The following is an 8,395-nucleotide window of genomic DNA, read 5'->3' on the forward strand; positions in this document are numbered from 1 at the left end:
ACCAGGCGCGGCTCGGATAGGCTTTCCAAAACAATCCGCGCCTTCCTCCTCAGACCAGCGGCGCCGCCGGCCTGTATCAACCACTTCAAGTCGATTCAGCGTACTGATCGTATGGCTGTCCATACGCAGTTCTCAACCATCAGGCCAGCCCGCCGCAAGGCGTCTCCCCTCGGAGTCTTACTGAACGGGTGCGCGAAGACGGGATTATCGCGAGCCAGGCGGTGCTGATCGCGATCGGCGTCGACTGGGAAGGCCGGCGTCAGGTGCTTGCGGTTGAGCTCGCCAACCGGGAGAGCCGATCGAGCTGGAAGGAGTTTTTGGATGCGTTGAAGGCCCGCGGCCTTCACGGCGTCGAGTTCGTCGTCTCCGACGATTACCCGGGGCTGAAGAAGGCGATCGCCGAAGTCCTCACCGGCGTGTTCTGGCAGCGCCGTTACGTGCACTTCCTCAGCAATGCGCTCGATCTTACCGACCCGGGTGATCAGCGAGCGCGTGTAGTAGCCAGAGCGATAGCCGAGCCGCGCTTCGGTGCGTTCCCCTTTCTCCGCGCCCAGCGTCTCCGCCAATCTCGGCTTCCAGCGTCTCCTGCACCGCGGCCTGGATCAGCGGCTTGTCCGACGCCAAAAGCTGTTTGACGGCAGAGACATCCGTCTTAATCTTCGTCACGGTCATGGTGGTCCTTGCTCCTCTACGAGCGGTGATTTTCGCAACCACCGGACTTACCATGAGCGCTTCAGCCTCTCAGCTTTTGCAGAACCTCCCGCACACTACCTACTCCGCTGCGGTTCGACTGGAGCAAGAAGAGGCGGCGACCCGTGAACAGATGTTGTCAACCAGGGGGTGCCAAAGTTTTTGCCTGGCGGTTGACTTGATGTGATCTCCAATCACCATCTCTTTCCAATCTGTGGCCTACGGCTGAAAAATGCAAATTCACAGCTTCGCAAATCTGACGTTCGAGCTCGGAATCGATTCGAGAAACAGTTATTACACACGCTTTGCACCGCAATGAACTGACGCCGCGCCCCCAGAACTTCGACAATGTGGGGCAGGAAAAATCCGCAAGAAGTCACCGAGTTAATGCAAAATGCGGCTTTTCGATCAGAACAAGCACGCAGAGCAGCCTAAATTATATTAGATGCAGACGAGCAGAACCCCCGTCGCAATCATGCCCGGAGAACGAAGTGGCAGAGAGATCGTGAGTAACGCGGCGAGCGGGTCGCTCCATTCGGCCTCGCGCGAGCAGCAGCTTCGGTCGATGCCGAATATGACCAGGAACATCGGCAGGATTATCCTTGGCATGACGATATGGATCATGCCAAGGATTACACCAAATCGGTTGTAGAGCAGTGCAGACGGACTCATCGAGCAACAACTTGCTGCAGGCCGCACCCATGGTAATCGCGCTGACCTAAGCCCCTGCTTCCATCATAATCCGCTCAATCTCGGTCTCAAGTTTCGTGGGGGGCCTATGCTGGTCACAGCGTAGGTTCGTCGAGCGGTCAATGATCCACCGTCGAAAGCTACGCCGCGTTCCTCTCCAGCTTCCTCGCAATCCGCCTAGGCCGGTACGAGTTCGTGATAGTAGCCAGTCTTGTCGAGGGTCGCCCTCAAGATGACCCCCGAGACCTTTGCGATAGCGACCGTGAAGTATCCAGTTCCCACATATGACCCCTCCATGAGGTGCCCACAGACCGTCTGCGAGGCGTTCGTCACCGTAATATGAACGTGGACATAGGGCGTCTTGTGTCCCTCCCAGCCTCCGGCACCGAAGCCTGTGTGGCCGCCGCCACGGGCAAGCTCTGGCGAGGGCTTTATCGACTCGTCCGGGACCCAGCCCATTCCGATGATGCCATGCGCGCTCACCTCTAGCCCACCGGGGATTTCAACAAAGTCAATCCCAGCTATTCCTGTTCCCGGTCGTGGCTCGTGGGGTTCCCGCTGTACCCTAACCTTGCTCATGTAGCCGGTCGCGTCCAGAAGGACTCCTGTCTTGACATCGTTTTGTTTGCAGATGTCCCAAAGGGCACGAAGAAGGTCTTCGCCTGCCTCGAGTTGAGCGTAGATGATCTCCTCGATCTTCCCGCTCATCATTTTCCTTGTCATGTCGCAGATCCTCAAGTGGTTAAGGCAAAAGCGCGTGAATTCCCCCCCTTGAGGTCTTTTTAAGGGAGCCGAGGTGTGATGCGCTGGGGAGATGCTACGGGATTCCTTAGCCGAATTTACGCAATGCAGGCCTGGCAAGGACGAAAGTCTTCGCCTGAGCTCGATAGTTCGAGGCTTTTCTGCGATCGAGCATCGTTTCTGGTCACCTCAGCAATGGCCGAAGCGCCGTCGCCGACTGTCGAGATCACGTGTTCGGAGACCGGCCTGGCACAGAGGGCTATCAGATACCAACCTAACCCGGTGAAGCTCCGACGCGTGAGGAACCTCTGCCGCGCGCTCTCGTCGAGTTAGGCGTTCATCTACCATGATGTGCTCCGGCCGGATCGGTAGCGAGCTTCCGTAAGGTGTACGGCTTCAAACCTCCAAGCGCTAAAACCGACAGAAAAACTTGCGGTGCGGGCTTCACGCTAATCGCCACCGCCCGGTTCACGATGGAAGATGCTTCCAGGCAACAGCAGCCGAGCCCATGGTGTGGGCTTGGCTGCTGACGAAGCTAGCGAAGACGTCGGACGACCGTCGGTAGAGGCAGAGATCACCGCGCCCGCCATGCCAGCCAACGCTCCCCTAGGTAGTCCGCGTTGGCCTTGCCATCCGCGCGCTTCGCCGCAAGCCAGGCAGTATCGAGCCGGACCGTCTTCGCCGCGTTGTCGGGGTTTATGCTAATCAGCGGCGTCAGATCGGCTGGCAGGTACTTTAGCTGATTTTGGTTCGGGCCGGGATACCCCGTAGCTTGAGTAAAGGCGGCTGCCATTTGAGCTCGATTCACAAATGCGATGAATTTCTGTGCATTTGCGCTGTTCGGCCCCCCCTTGAGAACAGTCCAATAGTTATCGCTTATCGCAGCGCCATCCCATACCATGCGAATGGGCACCCCCTGCTTAATTGCCGCGAGGGCACGACCATCAAATGCATTGGTCAGCGCGTATTCACGGTTAATGAGAAGTTGTATGGGCTCGCCCCCTGCCACCCACCACTTCGTGATATGCGGTTTGATCTCGTGGAGCTTCTTCAGCGCCCGATCGAATTCGTCATCAGTCAGTCGCCAGAGTTTCTTGTACGGAACACCATCGGCGAGCAACGCAAACACCACACCAACCAAACCATTGGCACCGAGTCCCCTCGGTCCCGGGAATTCCTTAATATTCCAGAAGTCTGCCCAGCTCTTCGGGCCCCCCTTCGGAAAAGCGCGCTCATCATAAACCAGCAGATTCGCGTTTTGGAATGCAACGACAACATCAGTAAAGCGAGTAGATTCCGGCGCACCTTTGAGCGCTTCATCGTCCCACAGACTGTAGTCGATTGGCATAAAAGCACCGGCCTGCCGCAGCTCCAAGTAGCCCGCGTCCAGAGGGTTGACGAAAGCAAGGTCCCAGTCGATGCGTCCAGCTTCGTGCATTGCCTTGATCACGGGCGTCGCCAAGTCGGATGTCACATCGACAATCCTGATGCCCGTCGCCTTCGTGAAGGGGTCATAGACATACTTACGCAACTTTTCCGTAAACGAGCCACCATAACTGCAAACGATCACTTCGCCAGTGCCGGCGAGTTTTTCCTGCCCGAAGGCCGCTGTGGCTTTTGCAACCAATGGTGCACTCAACAGCGCTGCCGACGATTGGAGGACCGAGCGTCGGCTCACGCGACGGCGCGGAAGTTTACGAGACACCTGCTCTGACATGATTTCCCCCTTTTTGGAAGCCCAGTCTTGGTCGTCAACGGCTCAATGGGCGCGCATCTACCTTCGAGCCTAGGGGACGGTAGCTTGTCGGCCGAGCCGGATTTCACCAATTGTCAGCCCTACGTCGACGAAATCCCGCATCTCTGCCCTGGTACCTCGACGATTTTAACAAAATGACGCTGAACGATGATATCGCCATTGGCATAAGCTGTTGGCAGTTCCGCGGGCGTCCGAATTCGCCGCCGACTGGTTTACACCCTCGATCAGTACGCAAGTTGCATGGGCGTTCGTCAGGACAGTGATGTTACTTCTGCTCTGCGCAGGGCGCAGATAAGCCATAAGACCGATAGACGCTGCAGGCGTCTCTGAATAGGATCGTCGCGATCTCCGGGTCGCGCATCTTTGGATATGAAAGGAGTAACATCCTTTTCGATTGGCGACATCGCTGGGACCGAAGGGGATATTTTGATTCAGTATTTCCGCACATGCCCACTCCGATGCCTTAGTCCATCCCCTCGCCCTCCCAATCGATCGTGAATTTCTATTGCGCCTCCGCAATGGCTCGAGTCGAACGCCAGACAGGACTTGCAATTCGCCGACAATAGAGTCATCACGGAGACATCGACGACATCAGCCCCTGAAGCAGTCTTGCTGTTCGGGTCGCCAGCGCCCCGGCTTCAAAAAGTTGAGGCGGCGAATACGTCAAAGCCGCGGCAAAGGCATGACTGGATGAAATCTAGGCAATTCATTTGGAGCTCGTGACGTCACGGTCCAACCAATTCTCGATCGCTCGGTAGTACGAATTGGAAACCGCACCGCTAGGTTCGCGCTGTGCGTATCGGGCGGGCGAGAGCCGAAAGGGCGCTCGCCCGTATTCGAAAGTACCGGGAAACCCAGGCCTGCTCCAAAGAAATTCCGGCGGCAGTTCGTCCAAGGTATTGACGCCCAGTAAAAGACGCTCGGCTGGACCGACTCTGTGCGGTCGAGGGCGCGCCTGTCCCCAGCATCGCCCTACTTCTGAAACCGGCACCGTAGTGTAACTTTGGTATTAAGCGGCATCTCGTCGTTGCCGATTGCCGACTAAACCTCTAGCCAGTCCTTGCGAATCGCAGCATTGGCTTTGAGGTCGGCCGGCGTACCTTCGAACATCATGCGTCCATGGCCCATCACGTAGAGTCGATTTGAAATGCGAAGAGCAATCGAGAGCTTCTGCTCAACCAGTAGAATCGCCAATCCGCGCTTGGCGATGGCGGCGATCAGGTCTCCGACCTGCTGCACGACCAAGGGCGCGAGTCCCTCGGTCGGCTCGTCTATCATGACGAGTTCCGGGTCACCCATCAGGGTGCGGCAGATCGTCAGCATCTGCTTCTCGCCGCCGGACAGAACACCCGCTGCGGTGTCAGCGCGGCTCTTGAGGTTGGGAAACAGGTCCAGCATGTCCGCGATATTCCAACGACCAGACTTGTGCGCGTCCTTGACGCCCATCAAGAGATTCTCACGTACCGTGAGCGTGGGGAAAATATCGCGATTTTCCGGCACATAGCCGAGCCCGAGCCTGGCGATCCTATAGCTCGGTAGGCCCGCAATCTCGCGGCCCTTAAAGCGGATCGAGCCGTGCGGCATGACCTCCCCCATGATCGCCTTTACGGTAGTCGAACGACCCACACCGTTACGGCCAAGGAGGCTAACCACCTCGCCTGAGCCGACTTGCATGTCGACCCCCTGAAGGATGTGGCTCTTGCCGTAATAGGCGTGCAGTTCCTTCACCTCAAGCATTACGCCGCCTCCACGCCTAAATAGGCTTCCCGGACTCGAGCGTTGTTACGGATCTCGTCCGGCGTGCCCGACGCGATGATCTCTCCGTAAAGCAGCAGCGAAATGCGATCGGCAAGCCCGAACACCACGCTCATATCGTGCTCGACGATCAAGAGTGTTCGCCCCTCTGTTAGGCGGCGGATTAAGGCAACCGCACGTTCGGTTTCGGCGTGGCTCATGCCCGCTGTCGGTTCGTCGAGCAGGATGACGTTCGCACCGGCGGCTGTGGTAATGCCGATTTCGAGGGCGCGCTGCTCGGCATAGGTGAGAAGTCCTGCCGGCACCTGGGCTCGCCCAGCAAGCCCAATGTCCTCGATGATCTTTGCGGTACGCTCACGCACACCGACCAAGCGCTCGACATTCCTCCAGAAAGAGTAGCGGTGGCCCGCGGTCCACAACAGCGCACAACGCACGTTCTCCCACACGCTCATGCGCGCGAACACGTTGGTCACCTGGAAGCTGCGGGACAATCCACGACGGTTAATCTGAAACGGCGGCAAACCGGAGATCACCTGGCCGTTGAGCAAAACCTCGCCAGAGGTAGGCGCCATAAAGCCGCTGATCAGGTTGACGGTTGTGGACTTGCCGGCGCCGTTCGGGCCGATAATGGCATGGCGCTCGCCGGCGACGACGCTAAAGTTGAGCCCCCGAATGATCTCAATGCTACCGAAGCTCTTGCGCACCTCGCGAACTTCGAGGGCTAGTGAGCGGGAGGACGTCATGCGAGATGTCCCTTCGCGCGGGCCACCGTCATGGCGCTGGCCCAGGCACGGGCGACGCTCGCCCAGCTAAAGCGGGCAACCACGAAGCCGCCGAGCGTCAGGCCTCCCACGATCGCCCAACTCACCGGCTTGCCGAGGTCTATGCTGAGCGCGAACGCGTGCAGCGTCAGGTCTTCCGCGGTGCCAATCGTGTGGCGCGCAACGATCTCGATCCCGAGGACGAGCCCCGTTACTACGACCATCGTGGGCGGCGCCGCCACCACATACGCACGCAGCACGCGCGACACCTCGCCGGCACGCCAGATGGGCCGGTGCCGCAGCAGCAGCCCCGCGATGCCTTCCAGGGCGAACACCACAATGGCGATGAATATCAGTCCGAAATAGAGCTGCCACACGGAGCTCAGATCGCTCAGCATCAGCGAGAGGTAGGTGATAAAGATCGCGCCGATGATCGGTCCGATGAACACCCCAATCCGCCGATATAGGCGGCGAACAGCGCTATTCCCGATTGCTGAGCGCCAAGATAGGCGGAATTGGGAATTTCGAAATTGATCGCTGACAAGGCGGCGGCGATGCCGGCGAAAAACCCTGCGAACGTGAATGCAATGAATCGGATGACGTGGGGATCGTAGCCGACAAACTGCACGCGGTCCGGGTTGTCGCGCACCGCGTTACACATCCTCCCAAACGGTGTGCAGGTCAGCGCATACATCGCAACGAGTGCAATCATCGTCCAAGCCGCCACAAGATAGTAGATCTGGAGCTGGGGTCCGAACGAGATGCCGAATAGGTGCAGCAGCTTAATGCGATTGGCGGTAGTGCCAGCCTCGCCGCCGAAGAAACTGCGCAAAATCAAGGTCGACGAGGCGACCAGCTCGGCGACCCCCAGCGAGATCATGGCGAAGGCCGTGCCACCGCGACGGGTAGATACCCAGCCAGCAGCAGCGCGAACACTAGGCCGGCGAAGCCGCCAATTAATGGCACTGCTGGCAGCGGCACCGGCCATTTCGCCGCGCCCAGGAAGTTGATCGCGTGAACGACGAGAAAGCCGCCTAGCCCGTAGTAAACCGCATGACCGAACGACAGCATACCGGTTTGGCCGAGCAGGATGTTGTAAGATAGTGCGAAGATGATGGAGATGCCGGCCAGACTGAAGGTCGTCAGCGAGCCACCGGACGAGAACACTCGCGGCAGAATGAGTATCGCAACGATGACCGCCATCCAGGCACCATAGAATCGCAGAAGCGAGGCGATGAGGGCGCCAGGCAACGCACCGAGTCCGCCAACCACAATCACTACGAAGAGAATCCGGCCAAGCAGTGCCGCCATATCGGACTGTGTCGCCAGCGCCGGGCCGGCGATCACACCCAGCGAGCGCGGTACCGAGCCCAAACACCAGCATAAAGATCTGCCCGACATTATGGCCGAGATGGGCGACCATTTGCGGGTGGGTCAGCGCGGCTTGCACGATCATACCAATCCGGGTGCGCTTGATTCCGAGCAGCAACACCGAGAAAATTGCCAGCGCCATCACCAGCATGAACATCTTGAAAGCGGGATACTTGGTGGAGAATATCGTGAAGGCTGCGAAGTCCAGCAATTCTGGAACACGGTAATCCACCGGCGCCTTACCCCAGAGCACGCCCAGCATGCTGTAGATCACTGTCAGGCCGCTCGCCATCAAGAACAGCAGCATGCCGAAGAGGACTCCGTTGAGAGCGGACGTGAAGATCAGCTCGGACATGCGCCTCCTGGCTCGTTCGTCAGTCATTAACGTCGCGCGTTGCGACAGACCGTAGTGATGCATTTGTTGGTATGGTCCCCACGACGGCCTGGTCCGGCGTCGTGAGGGGAACGTCGGTGCGGCTCAGGGCCGTTCCAGTCGTCCGTGAAGAACCCTGAATTCAGGCTGGATTTATTCGGGGTCGGGCGAAGAGGATGGCCAGGATTTGCCACAACGAGAGCCTGAGCCAGCAGATCAGGCGGCGGAAGTTGTAGCCGACGGCGGCGAGGACGGCGT

At 58.6% G+C, this 8,395-nt stretch carries 5 protein-coding genes and 4 pseudogenes; 1 reads left to right on the forward strand and 8 read right to left on the reverse strand.

Annotated elements, in window-relative coordinates:
- Positions 1-182 precede the first annotated feature (182 nt).
- Positions 183-464: pseudogene (locus IVA78_RS06720) on the forward strand (transposase); the annotation flags it as partial.
- Positions 465-467: 3 nt separating this feature from the next.
- On the opposite strand, the pseudogene IVA78_RS06725 reads toward IVA78_RS06720, so the two are convergent.
- The 8 genes and pseudogenes from IVA78_RS06725 to IVA78_RS06760 all read right to left on the reverse strand — a co-directional run.
- Positions 468-672 (reverse strand): annotated as a pseudogene (locus IVA78_RS06725) (transposase); the annotation flags it as partial.
- 459 nt (positions 673-1,131) lie between these two features.
- Positions 1,132-1,314, reverse strand: a complete 183-nt coding sequence (locus tag IVA78_RS06730; protein ID WP_247464857.1) for a hypothetical protein — start codon at positions 1,312-1,314, stop codon at positions 1,132-1,134.
- A gap of 243 nt (positions 1,315-1,557) precedes the next feature.
- Positions 1,558-2,103 (reverse strand): DUF296 domain-containing protein, encoded by a 546-nt coding sequence (locus IVA78_RS06735; protein WP_247464860.1) that lies wholly within the window; start codon positions 2,101-2,103, stop codon positions 1,558-1,560.
- Positions 2,104-2,695: 592 nt separating this feature from the next.
- Positions 2,696-3,838 carry an ABC transporter substrate-binding protein gene (locus tag IVA78_RS06740; RefSeq protein WP_247464863.1) on the reverse strand — a complete coding sequence of 381 codons (1,143 nt, stop codon included), beginning with the start codon at positions 3,836-3,838 and terminating at the stop codon, positions 2,696-2,698.
- Between the two features lie 1,080 nt (positions 3,839-4,918).
- A complete protein-coding gene (locus IVA78_RS06745) occupies positions 4,919-5,614 on the reverse strand; it encodes an ABC transporter ATP-binding protein (RefSeq protein WP_247464865.1) in 696 nt (231 codons plus the stop codon).
- Positions 5,614-6,375: an ABC transporter ATP-binding protein gene (locus IVA78_RS06750; protein ID WP_247464868.1), complete on the reverse strand. Its 762-nt coding sequence runs from the start codon at positions 6,373-6,375 to the stop codon at positions 5,614-5,616. Before IVA78_RS06750 ends, IVA78_RS06745 begins: the two co-directional genes overlap by 1 nt.
- Positions 6,372-7,596 (reverse strand): annotated as a pseudogene (locus IVA78_RS06755) (branched-chain amino acid ABC transporter permease). Before IVA78_RS06755 ends, IVA78_RS06750 begins: the two are co-directional and overlap by 4 nt.
- 18 nt (positions 7,597-7,614) lie before the next feature.
- Positions 7,615-8,119, reverse strand: a pseudogene (locus tag IVA78_RS06760) (hypothetical protein); the annotation flags it as partial.
- Positions 8,120-8,395 lie beyond the last annotated feature (276 nt).

Origin of the sequence: Bradyrhizobium sp. 137 (assembly GCF_023074095.1) — a bacterium.
In the GTDB taxonomy this organism is placed as follows: domain Bacteria; phylum Pseudomonadota; class Alphaproteobacteria; order Rhizobiales; family Xanthobacteraceae; genus Bradyrhizobium.

Excerpts from the sequence above, each read along its gene's own strand:
- IVA78_RS06730 (WP_247464857.1), bottom strand. The coding sequence starts at position 1,314 with ATGATCCATATCGTCATGCCAAGGATAATCCTGCCGATGTTCCTGGTC.
- IVA78_RS06735 (WP_247464860.1), bottom strand. The coding sequence starts at position 2,103 with ATGACAAGGAAAATGATGAGCGGGAAGATCGAGGAGATCATCTACGCT.
- IVA78_RS06740 (WP_247464863.1), bottom strand. The coding sequence starts at position 3,838 with ATGTCAGAGCAGGTGTCTCGTAAACTTCCGCGCCGTCGCGTGAGCCGA.
- IVA78_RS06745 (WP_247464865.1), bottom strand. The coding sequence starts at position 5,614 with ATGCTTGAGGTGAAGGAACTGCACGCCTATTACGGCAAGAGCCACATC.
- IVA78_RS06750 (WP_247464868.1), bottom strand. The coding sequence starts at position 6,375 with ATGACGTCCTCCCGCTCACTAGCCCTCGAAGTTCGCGAGGTGCGCAAG.